Source organism: Coleofasciculus chthonoplastes PCC 7420 (assembly GCF_000155555.1).
Classification (GTDB): Bacteria; Cyanobacteriota; Cyanobacteriia; order Cyanobacteriales; family Coleofasciculaceae; genus Coleofasciculus; species Coleofasciculus chthonoplastes_A.
Genome location: NZ_DS989853.1, coordinates 122,178 through 138,495, shown reverse-complemented (window position 1 = coordinate 138,495; position 16,318 = coordinate 122,178). Strand labels below are relative to the sequence as shown.

At 46.3% G+C, this 16,318-nt stretch carries 16 protein-coding genes and 1 pseudogene; 8 read left to right on the top strand and 9 right to left on the bottom strand.

The features are described from left to right. Positions 1 to 46 precede the first annotated feature (46 nt). Positions 47 to 1,585, bottom strand: a complete 1,539-nt coding sequence (locus tag MC7420_RS18780; protein ID WP_006102273.1) for an IS200/IS605 family element transposase accessory protein TnpB — start codon at positions 1,583 to 1,585, stop codon at positions 47 to 49. After that, a pseudogene (locus MC7420_RS18775) lies at positions 1,582 to 2,186 on the bottom strand (IS607 family transposase). The gene MC7420_RS18780 and the pseudogene MC7420_RS18775 overlap by 4 nt, the downstream one beginning before the upstream one ends. 244 nt (positions 2,187 to 2,430) lie before the next feature. Between MC7420_RS18775 and MC7420_RS18770 the strand changes: the two are divergent. The 6 genes from MC7420_RS18770 (at position 2,431) to MC7420_RS18740 (ending at position 7,784) form a co-directional block, all read left to right on the top strand. Next, complete coding sequence (locus tag MC7420_RS18770; RefSeq protein ID WP_044208160.1) at positions 2,431 to 3,591, top strand: RRXRR domain-containing protein; 1,161 nt, start codon at positions 2,431 to 2,433, stop codon at positions 3,589 to 3,591. A gap of 528 nt (positions 3,592 to 4,119) precedes the next feature. Next, positions 4,120 to 5,268: a glutamine-hydrolyzing carbamoyl-phosphate synthase small subunit gene (gene carA, locus MC7420_RS18760; RefSeq protein ID WP_006102225.1), complete on the top strand. Its 1,149-nt coding sequence runs from the start codon at positions 4,120 to 4,122 to the stop codon at positions 5,266 to 5,268. Positions 5,269 to 5,443: 175 nt separating this feature from the next. After that, positions 5,444 to 5,809 carry an STAS domain-containing protein gene (locus tag MC7420_RS18755; protein ID WP_071777234.1) on the top strand — a complete coding sequence of 122 codons (366 nt, stop codon included), beginning with the start codon at positions 5,444 to 5,446 and terminating at the stop codon, positions 5,807 to 5,809. A 130-nt stretch (positions 5,810 to 5,939) separates the two neighbouring features. After that, positions 5,940 to 6,407, top strand: coding sequence for a Mini-ribonuclease 3 (locus MC7420_RS18750; protein ID WP_006102210.1), 468 nt, complete (start codon positions 5,940 to 5,942; stop codon positions 6,405 to 6,407). Positions 6,408 to 6,436: 29 nt separating this feature from the next. Further along, positions 6,437 to 7,423 carry a 23S rRNA (guanosine(2251)-2'-O)-methyltransferase RlmB gene (rlmB, locus tag MC7420_RS18745; protein WP_006102171.1) on the top strand — a complete coding sequence of 329 codons (987 nt, stop codon included), beginning with the start codon at positions 6,437 to 6,439 and terminating at the stop codon, positions 7,421 to 7,423. 73 nt (positions 7,424 to 7,496) lie between these two features. Continuing rightward, the gene (locus MC7420_RS18740; protein ID WP_044208151.1) at positions 7,497 to 7,784 is read left to right on the top strand and encodes a DUF1816 domain-containing protein; all 288 of its coding nucleotides are present in this window, start codon (positions 7,497 to 7,499) and stop codon (positions 7,782 to 7,784) included. Between the two features lie 93 nt (positions 7,785 to 7,877). Here MC7420_RS18740 and MC7420_RS18735 read toward each other — a convergent pair whose 3' ends face one another. After that, entirely contained in the window at positions 7,878 to 8,792 is a 915-nt protein-coding gene (locus MC7420_RS18735; RefSeq protein WP_083799080.1) for an alpha/beta fold hydrolase, read from the bottom strand. A 49-nt stretch (positions 8,793 to 8,841) separates the two neighbouring features. On the opposite strand from MC7420_RS18735, the gene MC7420_RS18730 reads away from it, so the two are divergent. Continuing rightward, positions 8,842 to 9,036: a hypothetical protein gene (locus tag MC7420_RS18730; protein WP_006102340.1), complete on the top strand. Its 195-nt coding sequence runs from the start codon at positions 8,842 to 8,844 to the stop codon at positions 9,034 to 9,036. A 91-nt stretch (positions 9,037 to 9,127) separates the two neighbouring features. On the opposite strand, the gene MC7420_RS18725 is transcribed toward MC7420_RS18730, so the two are convergent. The 6 genes from MC7420_RS18725 to MC7420_RS38230 all read right to left on the bottom strand — a co-directional run bounded on the left by MC7420_RS18725 (position 9,128) and on the right by MC7420_RS38230 (position 16,042). Beyond that, on the bottom strand, positions 9,128 to 10,204 hold the full coding sequence (locus tag MC7420_RS18725) for a calcium/sodium antiporter (RefSeq protein ID WP_006102254.1): 1,077 nt from the start codon (positions 10,202 to 10,204) through the stop codon (positions 9,128 to 9,130). Between the two features lie 305 nt (positions 10,205 to 10,509). Beyond that, positions 10,510 to 11,286, bottom strand: coding sequence for a nickel pincer cofactor biosynthesis protein LarB (larB, locus tag MC7420_RS18720; protein ID WP_006102191.1), 777 nt, complete (start codon positions 11,284 to 11,286; stop codon positions 10,510 to 10,512). Positions 11,287 to 11,406: 120 nt separating this feature from the next. Further along, a complete protein-coding gene (locus MC7420_RS18715) occupies positions 11,407 to 12,420 on the bottom strand; it encodes a GAF domain-containing protein (RefSeq protein WP_006102212.1) in 1,014 nt (337 codons plus the stop codon). 559 nt (positions 12,421 to 12,979) lie between these two features. Beyond that, a complete protein-coding gene (locus MC7420_RS18710; RefSeq protein ID WP_071777233.1) occupies positions 12,980 to 13,249 on the bottom strand; it encodes a YciI family protein in 270 nt (89 codons plus the stop codon). Positions 13,250 to 13,291: 42 nt separating this feature from the next. Beyond that, positions 13,292 to 15,742: a phenylalanine--tRNA ligase subunit beta gene (pheT, locus tag MC7420_RS18705; protein ID WP_006102249.1), complete on the bottom strand. Its 2,451-nt coding sequence runs from the start codon at positions 15,740 to 15,742 to the stop codon at positions 13,292 to 13,294. Positions 15,743 to 15,820: 78 nt separating this feature from the next. Then, the gene (locus MC7420_RS38230; RefSeq protein WP_006102123.1) at positions 15,821 to 16,042 is read right to left on the bottom strand and encodes a hypothetical protein; all 222 of its coding nucleotides are present in this window, start codon (positions 16,040 to 16,042) and stop codon (positions 15,821 to 15,823) included. Between MC7420_RS38230 and MC7420_RS39960 the strand changes: the two genes are divergently transcribed. Then, entirely contained in the window at positions 16,041 to 16,208 is a 168-nt protein-coding gene (locus MC7420_RS39960; RefSeq protein WP_157453224.1) for a hypothetical protein, read from the top strand. The two genes, MC7420_RS38230 and MC7420_RS39960, sit on opposite strands and share 2 nt — an antisense overlap. Positions 16,209 to 16,318 lie beyond the last annotated feature (110 nt).

The following is a 16,318-nucleotide window of genomic DNA, read 5'->3' as shown; positions in this document are numbered from 1 at the left end:
TTCTGCCTTGGTATAAGTCCACGGTGTAACTTTTGGTCGATAACCGTTAACGCTTGCGCTTGGCTGATACCCGGCATTGTTGCTCGATATCAGCCTTAACCAACGGCTCCCAGTTAGAGACGCTATAGTAATCGTGTCTACGATTGACTACAGGGCATCGACCAATAAAATTATTAAATTGATGTAGAGCGCTCCATACGTGCTTTCTCGGATTCACTCCGAGATAGGCGGACACAGAGCGCGGCAATCTCTCGCTATACTTCATGCCTCTTCTAGCAATTGCTAGGGCAGCTGCCACATCAGATGATAGTCCATACATCCGACTATATTTAACACAGCCTATCAAACTCGTGTAAGCTGGATTGCACAACTTTATAGTTATTCCTCGGTTGGATAAAATCGATGACAAAATCTGATAAAAACGACTGTATGCCCAGGCAGAAAGCATTCTAGCATATTTTTTCCCACGCTCTCTTAATTGAGCTTTCTTGGTGGAAAAATCCAAGCTTTCGCACAGAACGGGGCAGGCAAAATTCCTGGCTAAAGCTGCCAATTTCAAACAAACATCGACAATTTGAGCATCTTGTTTACCTTTGGGTAAACCCGTCTGAAAAGGAATAGTTCCCTGAGCTTTTAAATTTCCTTGACCATCAACATAAGCCCAACCGATAGAACTAGGATTTAGATCGATACCCAAGGCACCATACTTAATTGCTCGGCTAACTTTCTCCACCGCGGCGGGCGTGAATTGAACAGAGACAACCCAACGATTATCCTTTCTATAGAAGTGCCATGTTTTCGCACCACTATTGGGTAATCTATTAATCTGACGGGAGAAGCTGCCAATTTTTGATGTGACATATTTCCCAAATTTGGCTTCCAGACAATCGGGAACTCTCAACACCTCGGCTTCGCTCGGTGTTGACGCTGAGCGAAGTCGAAGCGTCAATTTGAGCGTATCTCCAGACCATTGACAAGTTTGATTCCCATAACTTTCATCCTTGGAGCCAACAATAAATACTGACCCTCTGGATACCTTTACTCTAATTTTCGCCGATTTCAAATGTTTAATTTGATTTTGAAGTCGGTAGATATATCGCTTTTTCTGATGCCGACCTTGACGCAGATGATGCCAGTTAGTTTTTCTTGTCTTGAGGTTTGACGACAAGGGAAAATTGCAGCCATTTTTGGAGGATTGCCAGTTCTTTTTTCCATAGAACTTCCGAGCCAACTTAATTTTCTTTGTGGCTTTGGCTACCCAAGATTTCGCTGACTTAACTCGTGATTCTAATTGCTTTATCTGGCGCTTTCTACAATATGTAGCTGAGGCAGTTTTTCCTTTGGCTAATGCAATTACTCCGTTAGCATAACGCTTACTAATTCCGTATTTATCTTGCATAAGACTATTCCAACTGGATTGATTAAATTTAACTTCTTTGTTTAATAAATGGTTAACTGTTTCAACTGTTGCTTGATAGAATATATCAGACAATGACGTTAAAAACATCTCCAATTCGGTGAAGCCGATGGGGTTAAGTTCATCGGCGGGAGTTGGCAAGCCTTTGCAATAAGTTATCGTTGTCATAGCTTTTTAGCTACCTCCCTCAGTTCATCCACTATTTTTTTGTTCTTATGGCTTCGACTTCCATATAGACGAGCGGAAAATACTGTGATAATTTCTAATACATCGGCTGCCAAGTCTTCCTCGAATGTACTATCATCAGAACGGTTGATAATTATTACCTCGGTGCCAAAACTCTCACATAATGTGAAAATCAAATCCGAACCAAATCTCAGGAGTCTATCCTTATGCGTTAAGACCAACCTTTCTACTTGGTAACTGGTAATTAACTTGATTAATCTAATCAATCCTTTCTTTTTGTAGTTCATGCCACTACCGAGATCTTGAATAATCTCAAATTCCCATCCCTGTTTGGCACAGTAGCTTTCCAATACTAAAACCTGTCTATTTAGATCGTCTTTTTGGTCATGACTAGATACTCTAGCATAACCAACGGTTAATGCGTTACCCGATTTATTACCAATTAAGTCAGCAATATCGTATCGACGATGACCACCAGCCGTCCGAGAAGCTCGTATGAGAGCCGTTGAGTTCCCATCGGTGCAACGTGCAAGACCGTCACACCTAGTAGAGTAGCTGCTTCTTGGGGGGTTAAACTAGACATTGCCTAATTATTTTACGGACTGTTAGTTAACCCTAACCTACTTCGTTGAGGTTAGGGATTGGCAGAGGGAACTTGCCAGGAAGTCATGAATAGGGCATGAGTTGGTAGGGGATAATCACTTCCGAACGTTTCTCTAGTTCGGACTCTATGTAGGTCTAGGAATCTCTAGGCACTGGGTAATTCCAGGACACACCCCTATCAATGCCTTAAGAGACGTAAACATTTACACGAGTGGATTATATCTATGAATCGTGTTCCAGTAGTCAGTAAAGAAGGAAAACCTTTAATGCCCACCAAACCATCCAGGGCTAGACGGTGGGTGAATGTTGGTAGAGCAGTGGGAAAATGGTCAGACCTAGGAGTCTATTACGTCCAACTCACCAGATCATCATCGGCTGAGGAAGTGCAGCCCATTACCGTTGGAGTCGATCCGGGCAAGTCTTACTCCGGTGTCGGTGTTCAGTCGGCTAAATGCACTCTGCTACAACTACACCTTATCCTCCCGTTTGGACGGGTGAAGAAACGGATGGAAACCCGTGCCATGTTACGACGGGGACGGCGGGGACGGCGGATTAACCGGGATGTTCCATTCAAGCAACGGAACCATCGGCAATGCAAGTTCGATAACCGCAAACAGTGTAAACTTCCCCCATCCATTAAAGCCTCACGGCAACTGGAGTTGCGGACAGTTATGGAATTAGCGGCTATCTTCCCGGTGACGGCGATTGGTTATGAGCGGGTCAAGGCTGATGTAGATCAGACCAAACGCAAACGTGCCAAATCGGGCAAGGGCTTCTCCCCAGTGATGACAGGTCAGAATTGGGCAATATCCCAAATGGAAACAATCGCCCCCGTCTATGTCCGCGAAGGTTGGCAAAAGGATGGGAACGGTACATCCCAACTCCGAACCCAGCTAGGGTTAGAGAAGGACAAGATTAACAAGTCCATAGCCAAACCGGAAACCCATGCAGTTGATGGGGTGACGTTGGCTTGCGGGTATTTTGTCAGATATGTCCCGTTCACTGGCTCTAACTCATACGGTTACACCCACAGGGGTAGCGTTAACGTCACTTCCTCTCCGTTTAAAATCATCACCCGCCCTGGTGCGGTGAAGCGGGGAAAAGAGTATGGCTTTTTCCGCCGTCAATTACACTTTGAAGTACCGGATAAGTCAGGGAAAAGGAAACGTAAGGGCGGGACAATCACTCCGTTTGGTCTAAGGATCGGTGATTTGGTTAGAGCAGAGAAAGCCGGAAAAATCTACATCGGTTACGTTGGCGGGTTTACCGATACCAAAAAGACCAAAAATATCTCTGTTTGTGACTATACCTGGAAACGGATTGGGCAGTTTGCTCCTAGCAAAGTCGAGTTAATTAAGAGAAATAACGGCTTATGTGTAGCGTAAAAAATGGGATGCCTCCATTATTCCGGCATCCCGCTATCCCTCCTCGCCCTACGAGAGTTGAGGGCGAGGATTCCCGCGAATATGTTGAGCGATTTATTTTTATTATGACGGATGATTTAGCCTTTACCTCTTATCTCATGATGGCTAAAAAATCAAGATCAATTTTACTGATCCGAAGGCAGACGACAACTGATCTTGCTCAGGCGGTGGGCAATCCACGATTATAAAAGTCACACTCTAGTAACCTCCATCCATTCATTAACCGTTTGGTGTAGGTGGCATTACGGTGAAGGCGGTTAACATTTCAACCATCCAGGTGAAATCGACGCCCTAGTAATGCTTATTTCCCTTCAAATTTCCTCATAGCTTCCTTCCCCCAGACTGATTCAGTCGGGGGAATTTTCACGATCGCTGCTACCCATCCTCGCCAGTATTTCCATTGCCATGGGATAATAGCGCCTCAGTTGAGTATTCGAGTTATCTTACTCTTAGAATAAAAATCAACCAACCATTAACAACACACTGCTTATGCCTATTTCAGCAGCTACACCAGCGCTTCTGGTACTAGCGGATGGAACATCCTACCCGGGTTGGTCTTTCGGCGCTTCAGGTACGGCGATTGGAGAAGTTGTCTTTAACACCGCCATGACAGGGTATCAAGAAGTGGCAACCGATCCCAGCTACTGTGGTCAGATTGTCACGTTCACCTATCCCGAACTGGGAAACACGGGGGTTAACCCAGAGGATGAAGAATCAACCCATCCTCAGATCCGGGGCGCGATCGCCCGAAACATTTGTTGGCGTCCCAGTAATTGGCGATCAACCCAGTCTTTCCCCGATTACCTCAAGGAACACAAGATTCCCGGAATTTACGGGATTGATACCAGGGCGCTGACTCGCAAACTGCGCTCAACCGGGGCAATGAATGGCGGTATTTCCACAGAAATTCTTGATCCGGACGAATTGCTGGAACAAGTGCAAGCCGCGCCGAATATGGCAGGGTTAAATCTGGTGCAGGAAGTGACCACCAAAGCGGTTTACGAGTGGTCTGAAACCACGGATAATCATTGGGAGTTTCGTCCCTCGGCAGAATCGGCGGCGGGTGAACCCTTAACGGTAGTGGCGATCGATTTTGGCATCAAACGCAATATTCTGCGGCGTTTAGCCAGCTATGGTTGTCGCGTGATCGTAGTACCTGCGGATACGTCCCCGGAAGACATTCTCAAGTACAACCCCGATGGAATTTTCCTCTCCAACGGACCGGGTGATCCAGCGGCGGTGAGGGACGGGATTGAAACGACCAAAGCCTTGTTAGCACAGGAAAAACCCCTGTTTGGCATCTGCATGGGACACCAGATCTTAGGTCTTTCCATGGGTGCTGAAACCTTTAAGCTAAAATTTGGACATCGTGGGCTAAATCACCCGGCTGGGTTAAAGCAACGGGTAGAAATTACCAGCCAAAACCATGGATTTGCTATTAATTCTGAGTCCTTAGGGGCGGATGTGGAAATTACGCACCTCAACCTGAATGACCGGACTGTGGCAGGATTGCGTCATAAAACGCTACCATTTTTCTCGGTGCAGTACCATCCAGAAGCGAGTCCGGGTCCTCATGATGCCGACTACTTGTTTGATCAGTTTGTCGAATCCATGCGATCGCACAAAACCCCTACTTGAAGCCCCTACTTGCAGAAGGTAGAAGGCAAGGGGTAGAAGGTGGGTTATTTCCATGCCCACCATGCTCTATGTGGATGATCCGTAAACTTCTCGCTATACTATCGAATAGCTTAATCGCTGGTAAATCACCAACCCATGTTGAATCGTTTAGTGTAAGTACAGCTAGGAGGGTGTTATTCCTGAGCAACTCAACCTGACAGTCAGCTTAAGAGGGACTCGTGAGGTCAAAAGTAATTATCAACTTTTCCGTCTGACTGGATTGTTAGATGCCTTCTCAGAACCAACGTTTGGGAAGGTGATTGGTAAATGTGTCGATGAGGGACCGAAAAATATTATTTTGGATCTCTCAAAGATCGATTTTGTGGATAGTTCGGGCTTAGGCGCTTTAGTGCGTATAGCGAAAAAGGCTCAAACGGCTGAGGGAAAATTGCAAATTGTCACCAATGCCCGTGTGACTCAAACAGTGAAGCTAGTGCGTCTAGAAAAATTTCTCTCACTTCAACCATCGGTTGATGAAGCCTTGGATAACGTCAAAAAATAATTGAACACAGGAAAACTGTGGCACTCATCCCCTGACAGTCTGGCAGGGGATTTCCCGTTATTTGCCCTGGAGCCTTTTACGATAAAATAGGGGCGGGCATTTAAACTGCCTTTCATTTCGTCCGAGTTTTATGGAGCAGCAGGAAGAGACGGCAAACAGCGTAGACAATAACTCAGCCCTTTCTGGCACAGAAGCCCGATTTCGGCAATTGAATACTGCTGCCGATCCCCAATGCCAAATCCAACAAATCTCACCGGCGGCGTTGGCTTATCTGGGAGATGCTGTGTATGAACTCTATATCCGCCGTCACTATTTACTTCCCCCTAAACGTTTATGTGATTATCATGATCAAGTAGTGGCTCAAGTCCGCGCCGAAAGTCAAGCGAATACGCTGCGATCGCTCGAACCTTATCTCACTGAACCCGAATTGGCACTATTGCGACGTGGACGGAATGCGGCGACCGGAACTTCACGACGCCTCAATCGCAAAATCTATCAACAAGCCACCAGCTTAGAAACATTACTGGGATATCTGTATCTAACTGATCCCCAACGCCTGACTCAGTTATTGGCTTATTTGGAACTCGATACCCCTTAAATCATCAGCACACTTTATTTAATTAAATTATGGCTAATCAAGATCGCCGCTCTAACACCTCTAGCAAGCCAAAGCGAGGGAAGTTTCAACGTGACCAACGCCGTCCCTCCTCTAAAGGTAAATTCTCCAGGGATCAACGCTCCCCGGATAAACCTGTTCTAAAACGTCGCTATGATCCCCAACCGTCGCCGCCAGAACCAACGGAATCTGAGTCCACTTTGTCAGAAGATGTTGACTTACTTTATGGACGCCACCCTGTCCTAGCCGCCCTGGAAAATCAACGTCAGCTTAATCGGGTGTGGATTCTGCCGCAGTTACGCTACGATCACCGCTTTCACTCATTACTGCTGCAAGCTAAAGCCAATGGTACAGTGATTGATGAAGTCGATTCGCGACGCCTCAGCCAAGTTACTCAAGGGGCTAATCATCAAGGTGTGGCGGCTCAAGTAGCACCTTACTCTTACAAAGAATTAGGGGATTTAATTAAAGCTGCCAAATCCACCAGTCAATACCCTGTGATCGTCGTTTGTGATGGGATTACTGATCCCCACAATTTAGGTGCTATTATTCGTACGGCGGAAGCCTTGGGCGCTCAAGGTTTAGTGATTCCCCAACGACGAGCCGTAGGCGTTACTTCCACCGTCATGAAAGTAGCAGCCGGCGCATTAGAAACCTTGCCCATTGCCAGAGTTGTCAATCTGAGTCGTGCCTTAGAGGAACTGAAAACTGCTGGGTTTTGGATTTATGGGACTTGTGCTGACGCTGGTAAACTACTACACACCGTTGACTTAAATGGATCGATAGTATTAGTTATTGGTTCAGAAGGTAGCGGTCTAAGTCTCTTGACTCAACGCTGCTGTGATGTGTTGGTTTCGATTCCCTTGTATGGCAAGACTCCTAGCCTCAACGCTTCTGTTGCCGCCGCCATGACGTTGTATGAAACCTATCGTCAGCGTTGGGTCAATCCCCTGTATCTTGATGATCTCAGCAAAAATTCTTGGAAAAAGGAAACGTAAAGTAGTATAACAAAATGTAAACAACTGGAAATTAACAAGACCACATAGCATTCCATCAACGTAGGTAATGAACATGAAAGAAGTTTTGATCAACAGTCTCCAATTTTTAGGCTTGGCGTTTTGGGTAGAAATTGTCACAGATGATCCCCAATGCACTTACTATTTCGGTCCATTCTCCAGCAAACAGGAAGCCGAATCAGCTCAAGGGGGATATATTGAAGATTTACAAAATGAAGGCGCTCAAGGGATTTCTGTAAATATCATGCGCTGCAAACCGACTAACCTGACGATTTTTGACGAAGAGTCGGAAGAGTTAAGGGTTAGTGCAAAAATACCAGTGTTCAGTGGAAACCTTTCCTAGAACGTCATGTCAGGTGTTGGGAAGCTGGGGGAGCAATGTAGAGACGTGCCATGGCACGTCTGGGAGCTGGGGGAGAAAAAATTAACGTTCTTGTCACCCCTTGAGATCAACAACTTGAGGGTGGCGTTGAATCCAATCATCAATATCACGGAGTACCTGATTGGGAATTTCCCACGGAAACAGGTGAGCTGTATGAGGATAACAACGCCACTCAGATTCTTGTAGGTGTTGAGCCGTTTCTTGACTCGATTGAGCGGTAATGTGGCGATCCGCTTCTCCCGCTAATACCAGACAGGGACATAGAATTTGTTCTAGGTCAGCCAGTCTATTGTATCTTGCTTTCAATGCTTGGTTAAGGGCATCAGTCGCCGCCTTAGAGGTTTGGAGATAAGCGACTAAGGCTTCCTGTGCTAAATACTGGTAAGCCGTTGCACTATGGTTTTGGATGAGATAGCGATAGAGCGATCGCTTGCCAAAGGTTTCAATATTCCACCGCCATCCTGGAGAGACGCGATTCAAGATAGAAGCGATCCCAGTATAGAGATTATCCTGCCACGCGATCGCAGGATGGTTTCCTCTAGGTCGCGCGGCTGTGGCGATCAAAATTAAACCACTCACTCTCTCAGGTAGCCTTAGCGCTAATTCCATAGCGAGAATCCCACCTAAAGACCAGCCGAGTACCAAACAACGATTGATCTGGAAGCGGTTCAGTAAATCCTCCAAATCTATTAGGTGGTCACTCATTTGAAATCCTTCTACTGTACGACTGCGACCATATCCTCGCAAGTCAGGAGACAAGGTTTGGAATCGTTGAGATAGGTAGTCGGTAAAAACCGACATACAAAGCCCCGATCCCGGATGACCGTGCAGGCAGAGAATTGGAAAGCCTTGACCTTGACAGTAAACATTAAGTTGAACAGGTTGCGAGATTTTACCTATCAACAATTCTGTAAACTCCTCCACAAATGTTCTTGAAAAATCCGTAAAAATGCTGTTTACGATCAGCATTGTGGCGGATGACAATTGATATAACGATTGATTAAGTTCGATTCCAGTTATGTCTTCACAATTACATCAATTCCAATCCTCCAAATTGACCCAAACTCAAAAAGCCTTCCTTAAATTACAATACCAGACTGCACACTTAGCTACAGATGATAAGTTCGAGGAATGGCTAATGACCATAGAAGAACAGTGGACACCGGAAATCGCGGCTTGTCTTCAAGGTAAATTCCCGGATTGGCGCAGCTAGTGCAGTGCGGCGGGCGGCGGTGCAGGGTAGAGACGCGCCATGGCGCGTCTGGGAGCAGAGGAGATCAGCTCAACACTTCTCCCGTTAAGTATCAAGTTTTGCGGAAGGAACGAATCGCCAGAATAAGCAGTGTTATGAGAGTCAACGGCATAACAAACAGGAGCATGATCGTGCTAAATTCCTCCAACGCATCATGTTCAGTGGCGTTAAGAAACAAATACATCGTATAAGCAACATAGTATGCCAGAAATAGAATTCCCTCCCAGCGAGCAATACAATAGCCAGTAAAGAAAATTGGCAAGCAAGCGACAGCAACAGCAATCATGACCGGAATGTCAAAATTTAAAGCAGGCATTGATACAGCGATGCCGTCAGGCGCAACAATACTGCACACCCCCAATACCAATAGGAGATTAAAAATATTACTGCCAACAGCATTTCCAACGGCAATATCCCGTTCCCCTCGAATACCCGCAGCAACTGACGTGGCAATTTCTGGTAGCGAAGTTCCAGCAGCAACAATGGTTAAACCAATAATCAATTCGCTAATTCCAAGCGCTTGGGCGATATCGACAGAACCTTGAATAAGGTAGTTTGACCCCACTACCAACATTCCTATACCGACAAGAATTAAGCCTAGGTTGAGTAAGATCTGATATATCCCTCGGCGAGAGCGCTGATTACTGCTTTCTGAGGAGTCTTCTTGGGCTTGGCTTTCCCTACGTCCTTGGTAGAGGGTAAATAGAGTGTAAGCGATCGCTCCCATAACCAAGAAAATCCCATCCCCCCGACTCAGTTTACCATCCCACCCCATTAACCACACCAGCAACGATACTCCAGTCATTACAGGCGCATCAAGTCGCACCAACTGTCGCGAGACAATCAGCGGAGCAACGGCGGCGGAACTGCCTAGAATTAGCAAAATATTGGCAATGTTGCTGCCAACAACGTTACCAATGGCAATGTCTGCTTGTCCCGCTGCACTAGACTGTACAGATACGGCTAATTCCGGAGCGCTGGTGCCATAGGCAACAACCGTTAATCCGACAACTAGGGGTGAAAGTCCAGCCGCTACAGCTAATTTGGATGCTCCTCGTACCAGAATTTCGGCTCCGGCGATCAACAAAACAAAGCCGCTAATCAATAATAATATAGTGATGGCATCCATCAGAGTTTATCCGGTGTGGGAACAGATCACAGGGTATGGGTTGATGACGTTAATGTCAAAGTTAGGCTCAGCTAGCGATACCTCTACTGATCAGAATAACCTACTATCAAACTCTATTTTGGAAAACCTATTCAAGACTTTAATTAGGATAAGCTAAACTTTAGTGTTCAAGGAATTAGTTTGAAATTTTCCTTAATTAAGATTTAGGTTTATTGGTGCAAGTTTTTACTCAAAGCCTTAATTGTAACAGTAAACGCATTTTTTTGTTCCCTGTTCCCTGTTCCCTGTTCCCTGTTCCCTGTTCACTATTCCCTCAATAACTTCTGCGCCGTCCGCAGAATTTGACCCGCTAGAATTGCCGCACCAAAACCGTTATCAATATTCACAACACCTACTCCTGGCGCACAAGAATTAAGCATGGTTAAAAGAGGAGCAAGTCCGCCAAAACTTGCACCGTAGCCGATGCTCGTAGGAACTGCAATAACTGGAGAATCAGCTAAACCCGCAACAACGCTAGGTAACGCTCCTTCCATCCCGGCTACGACAATCAGCACATTGGCTTCAGCAATAACCTGTTGATGACTCAGCAAGCGGTGGAGTCCCGCTACACCCACATCCCAGAGACGCTGTACCTGAAATCCACACAGTTGAGCCGTCACTGCTGCTTCTTCAGCAACCCATAAGTCAGAGGTTCCTGCACAAATAATCCCTATCGTTCCTGGAAAATTGGATGGAATCGTTTCCGGCGCGATCGCACAAATCCGGGCAGTGGGATAATAGTGGATATCAGGGACTGTAACTTGGAGTTGGGCAAACACATCAGGATCAATGCGAGTTGCCATCACCACTGAATTACGTTGTCGCATTGCTGCCATAATTTGAGCAATTTGGTCAGGTGTTTTACCTAAACCCCATATTACCTCTGGGAAACCTGTTCTCAAGGTGCGATGATGGTCAACTTTAGCAAAGTTACTAACGGACTCAAAGGGAAAATGTTTCAGTTTATCTAAAGCAACTGCCGGACTTGTTTCGCCAGCAGCCACTGATTCGAGCAAAGTTTTTATGGCTTGAGGTTGAGTCATGATTTATTCAACTATTAAAGTGTTATTATTTTTTTAAAACAACCATAAAGCTGGGGTTAATGATGATTTGAGGCTGTATTTACATAGATTGTTTTAACCCATAGCGATTTTTTATTATAGTCAAATTACGCGGAGTGCCCCGATGATAACAAACCGACCGTAAAGTTTAGTTCGGTTTCCATAAACTTCCACATTAATCAAACTCCTATCTTTACGCTGTCCTTTGAATCGACAGTACAGATTCTTAGTTTGACCCTGAATGCAGCTATAGATTTGTTGTTCAACAAACTTACGATTGTCTAAACATACGAGTTCAAGAACCGATTCTAATGAGATCAGTTCTCCAAAAGTATAGCCAAAAGTTTCGGCTAATCTGGGATTAACGTATAGAAAATTCCCTTCCCCAAACAGGATATACATGCCAATTCGGGAAAATTCTTTCTCGCTGAAGGATTGAGTTACACTTTGACGAGATTGAGCGGTTGTTTTCTGTTGAGCCTGCTTTAATTCTAAGTCCAGTTCTTGCTGCTGACGTTCATGATAGAGTCGAGCATTGTCAAGCACCAATGCCATGGATTCTGCTGTGATTTGCATTAGATGAGCCGATTCCGGGCTAAAATGTCCGGGTTGGGAGTGAGTTAATGTGAGAATTCCTAAGACTTCTTTACCCATTAAAATCGGAACGCCAAGGGCGGAGCGAACGGTGTAAGGTTGATTGGGTAAGGTCAACCAACGCTCGTCCTCGATCGTATCAGTAATGAGTCCAAGTTTGCGGTGACGATAAACCCAACCCGCTAACCCTTTATCCAATACTTGACCAATCAGCCGTTGCTTTTGTCCTCGTAGCGTCGCACCACGAGCTAGAATACTTTCGGTGACAACGCCATGGGCATCAAGTAAGAACAAACTACTGGATTCCGCACGAGTTAGCTTAGTGCCAATGGTCACAATTTGTTGCAACATTGCTCTAACCATCAGTGTCCCCCTCGCCGCTTGCAAGGTTGTGGCAAAGGTTCTCATGAGCTGATGTTGGGCATCAAACGCCATTTTAGTCATTTTCAGTTTAATCACTTGTCGGCGTAGTAATGCCACTTCTGCCATGAGTTGTTCGTAGGACTTGTTGCGATCGCTCATTTGTACCTCTATCCATTCAATGCACCTGCACTCAAATCCTGTAAGACTTCCCCCTCTGCTAGGGAGAAAGCCATAAGACAGACTCACTCCCTTGGTTTGGGGTGGAATTGAGGGTGTTCTCTAACCTTTACCAGAATTTGCTTAATCTCCCCAATAATGAGTTTAGGCGAGTTGTTGCTTACTCTGGTCAAGTTTGTCATTTTTTTGTTCAGCTTTCCATGGGTTGCAGATGAAGTCCCGATCAACCCATGAACAAATGTAAAGCAAAGCGATCTTGATACAACCTTATGTCCTGAAACTTGTGGGTTGAGCCATGGAGCCTGCTAAGGAAAGCGCATATACTAAGTTTTAAGTGAGGATGTCAACCGATAAAACAATGGAAAATCCTAGCAGAAACTGCTGTCAAAGATTTTATGGGTTTTCTGGACTCACGTCGCGGCTAAATAGGTTGGTGGAAATAAACTTAACTAGATTAAGTTATGTAAACAAGCCTCAAACCCTTACTGTTCCCTGTTACCTAATCTCCACCGCTAACTTTAATTGTGTCCACCTACTTACCCTAAAATGCCTGAATCCATTCTTTCACATCGTACTCTGTCCAAATTCCATTTTGCCAATAGGGATCAGCCTCAATCAATTGGCGCACGGTGGCTTCATCTTCAGCTTCATAAATACCAAACACTTTGGTCAAGTCTTTGGTTGGACCAATCGTGATTAATACGCCTGATTCTTTTTGCTGAGTTAAACCATCCAGATGCGCTTGGCGATGAGGAGCGCGTTTTTCTAATACGTCCTCACAGTAGCTTCCCCACATTACGTATTTGGGCATAACAAGTCAACTGTGAACAAATGACAAATGACAAATGACAACTTAACTTCTCAGGCTAACACCAAATTTTTCTAATAAGGCGTCTCGAACCTTCTGGTGGGCGGATTCCACTTCTTTGTCCTTCAGCGTGCGATCGCCTGCGCGATAGATCAGCCGGAAAGCCAGACTACGCTGTCCTTCTGGCACTCGTTCCCCGCGATATTCATCAAATAATTGCACCGATTCCAATAGGCTTCCGGCGGCTTGTTGAGTGGTGCGTTGAATGTCGGCGACTGAGACAGTATCGGGTACAAAGAAGGCAATATCTCTGTCGGCGGCTGGAAACGTCGAGTAGACGGAAAATCTCGGCGTCAAGTTTTCATCTTGGACAAGAGCATTTAACATGACATCTAGGTCTAACTCAAACCCATAGATTTCATCGGGTAAACTCAATTCTGCTCGAAGTTGGGGATGGAGTTGCCCAAATCTGCCCAAGCGATCGCCTTGTATCCATAAGGAAGCGGTACGCCCTGGATGCAGGCGCGAATCCTGGCGATCGGGTTGGTATTCCACGGTTAATCCTAAGCGTTCAAACAAGCTTTCGATGATTCCCTTCGCTTCATACCAACTCATCGGCGCATCTTGTCCGCCTCTCGTCCATTTCCCCCGGCTGGGATCACCACCCAAAATTCCCGCCACGCGATCGCCCTCGGCAAATCCGTCTTCGTCGCGCCAGAAAATTCGCCCAATTTCAAACCCGTTTAATACCCCATTCCCTTGTTCGAGGTTGTACTGGGCGACTTCGATTAATCCTGAGAGTAAATCCGTCCGCAGGGTAGAATATTCCACAAATAGAGGATTAGATAGGCTAATTTGCTCCTCTTTTTCTTCCGGTTTAACCAGAGAATATTGCAGCAATTCCGTTAATCCCGCCGCACGGAAGGTTTCCCGAATCTTGCGGATTAACACCTGGTCAATCGATAGATAACCCGGTTCAGTTTTCGGGGGTAAATCTTCACAAAACTTATCATAGCCGTAGAGACGGGCAACTTCTTCAATCAGGTCGATTTCCCGTTCTAAGTCTCGGTAGCGGTAAGGGGGAACGGTGACGATCCATTTCACCGCCTCGTCGGATTCCACGGACTCCAGTTGACATCCCAACGCCGTGAGAATGCGTTCAACGTCATCGGGCTGAATGTCACCAATCTCATCACCCAAATCCACTGGACCTAATACCTGATTCACCCGTTCTAGGCGTAATTCAATCGAGCGCACCCAACTCTCTGGATCAGGGCGGGTATCGGCTACTTCTTGGACAATCGGCTTACCCTGGGCGAGTTCCTGGATTAACGCGATCGCTCGTTTAGCCGCGATGCCTAATTCCGCTTGATTGACACCCCGTTCGTAACGGGTGGATGCTTCCGTGCGTAAGCTTTGAGAGCGGGCGGAACGACGAATGGCAACGGGTTCAAACAGGGCGGCTTCTAGAACCAGATTCTCTGTTCCCTCATGGACTTCGGTTTCCTCACCACCCATCACTCCTCCCAGCGCTACAGGGCGATCATTGGCGGTAATTAGGAGAGTTTGGGATTGAAGGGTGCGGGATTGACCATCTAAAGTGGTTAATGATTCCTCTCCCTTAGCAAAGCGAACGCCGATGGTTAAGGATTTGCCGCCTGCTACCTGTTGTAAGCGATCGCGGTCAAAGGCGTGGAGCGGCTGACCCCATTCCAACAGAATATAGTTGGTAATATCCACAACATTATTAATTGGTCGCACACCTGCGGCTTGTAAACGCTGTTTTAACCAGGTTGGCGATGGTTGAATTTTCACGCCTTCAATCACGGTACCGATATAAGCAGGACAAGCTTTCGGGTCAGAAATTTTCAACGTCAACCCACCCGTACCTTGAGGAATCGTCAACTCTGGCGTTTTTGGCAGGTTCAAAGATGCACCTGTCAGGGCGGCGACTTCACGAGCCACTCCAACCATACTCAACGCATCCGCCCGATTCGCCGTTGCGGTCAAATCCAGGATCACATCCGTAAGTCCCAGGAGAGGACGAGCATCACTTCCCACTTGTAGCGTCTGTGCCTCAAAGATGTGAATTCCTTCCGACTCTTTTTCCAAGCCAACTTCTGCCAAGGAACAAATCATCCCTTCCGAACGCACTCCCCGCAGTTTCGAGGAGCGAATTTTCAAATCCACCGTGGGCAGGTAAGTCCCTACCGTAGCTACAGGGACATAAGCCTCTGCCCGGACATTAGCCGCGCCACAGACAATGGTGACTGGATCATTGGCGTCTCCAATATCCACTTTAGTGACTCTCAGCTTATCGGCATTAGGGTGGGGTTGCACATCCAGAACCTTCCCCACAACTACGCCATCGGCTAACTGCCGCTGATCCTCAATATCCTCGACCTCAAATCCAGCATTGGTGAGAATTTCCGCAATTTCTTGGGGAGCTAGGGTCACATCCACCAGTTCCCGCAGCCAATTTAAAGAGATACGCATTAATTTCTTGCTTTTACCGACCTCAGCTTAGATGCAGTTCCGTTACTGTTGATCTCACTATACCCGATTTGTTATTCGTCATTTGTCATTCGTCAGGGAACAGGCAATAGGCAATAGGCAATAGGCAATAGGCAATAGGCAACACCTCGACTTACCTCGACTTCGCTCGGTAACACGCTCGGTGTGTCTTATGCAATAGGGTAATGGGTTATAGAAATTTTGTCTCCCATCTTCCCCAGCTCCCCCTGCTTCCCCTGCTTCCCCAGCTCCCCCAGCTCCCCCAGCTCCCAGACGTGCCATGGCACGTCTCTACATTGCTTCCCCGGCTTGCCACACTTTACCAATTCTTCACAAACAGAAGACAATCTTTATCAAGACTTTATCCAAAAAAGACTCAAATCAGTGCGTTATTTGGGCATCTGTGCCTAAACGACAGGGTAAATTAAGATATCCTGTAGATAGATAAGATTGCTTACCAAGGCTTACCAAAGCGAGGGTGCATTCGGCGGTGCGTTTCCCACTAAAGTCAACTATAGATCTTAATAGATAAGCCGGGTGCTTCGATCACAATTGAGA